At 66.4% G+C, this 1,317-nt stretch carries 1 protein-coding gene; it reads left to right on the plus strand.

Features of this window, described 5'->3' with window-relative positions; translation table 11 throughout:
* Positions 1-1,317 (plus strand): VCBS domain-containing protein (locus tag KW824_RS20570; RefSeq protein ID WP_218410876.1); only part of this gene is annotated, 1,317 nt, incomplete at both ends.

Here is a 1,317-nt window from a genome sequence, read left to right on the forward strand (position 1 = left end):
GCGTGACCGAAGACGAGAGCACCCCGACCCTGACCGAGACCGGCACCCTGAGCGTGACCGACGTGGACGGGGCGGATGAAGCCAAGTTCCTGGCCGGCAACGGCACCCCGAGTGCGGGTGCGCTGGGCAGCCTGACCATCACCGAGGGCGGTGCCTGGACCTACCAGGTCGACAACAGCAAGGTGCAGTACCTGGGCGAGGGGGAGACCAAGGTCGAGACCTTCACCGTGCAGTCTGTGGATGGCACCGAGCACACCGTCACCATCACCATCACCGGCGTCAACGATGCGGCGGTGATCACCGGCACTGACACCGGCAGCGTGACCGAAGACGAGACCAAGCCGACTCTGACCGAGACCGGCACCCTGAGCGTCACCGACGTGGATGGGGTCGACGAAGCCAAGTTCCTGGCCGGCAACGGCACCCCGAGTGCGGGCGCGCTGGGTAGCCTCGCCATCACCGAAGGCGGCGCCTGGACCTACCAGGTCGACAACAGCAAGGTGCAGTACCTGGGCGAAGGGGAGACCAAGGTCGAGACCTTTGTGGTCACCTCCGTAGATGGCACCGAGCACACCGTCACCATCACCATCACCGGCGTCAACGATGAGGCCGTCATTACCGGCAGCGACACTGGTGGCGTGGTGGAAGACGAGAGCACCCCGCTGCTGACCGAGACCGGCACCCTGAGCGTGACCGACGTGGACGGGGCGGATGAAGCCAAGTTCCTGGCCGGCAACGGCACCCCGAGCGCGGGTGCGTTGGGCAGCCTGACCATCACCGAAGGCGGTGCCTGGACCTACCAGGTCGACAACAGCAAGGTGCAGTACCTGGGCGAGGGCGAAACCAAGGTCGAGACCTTTGTGGTCACCTCCGTGGATGGCACCGAGCACACCGTCACCATCACCATCACCGGCGTCAACGATGCGGCGGTGATCACCGGCACTGACACCGGCGGCGTGACCGAAGACGAGAGCACCCCGCTGCTGACCGAGACCGGCACCCTGAGCGTCACCGACGTGGATGGCGCCGACGAGGCCAAGTTCCTGGCCGGCAACGGCACCCCGAGTGCGGGTGCGCTGGGCAGCCTCGCCATCACCGAAGGCGGTGCCTGGACCTACCAGGTCGACAACAGCAAGGTGCAGTACCTGGGTGAAGGGGAGACCAAGGTCGAGACCTTCACCGTGCAGTCTGTGGATGGCACCGAGCACACCGTCACCGTCACCATCACCGGCGTGAACGACGCGGCGGTGATCACCGGCAGCGACACCGGCAGCGTGACCGAAGACGAGAGCACCCCGACCCTGACCGAGACCGGCA

The sequence above is a fragment of the Aeromonas sp. sif0611 genome, assembly GCF_019218845.1.
Classification (GTDB): domain Bacteria; phylum Pseudomonadota; class Gammaproteobacteria; order Enterobacterales; family Aeromonadaceae; genus Aeromonas; species Aeromonas media.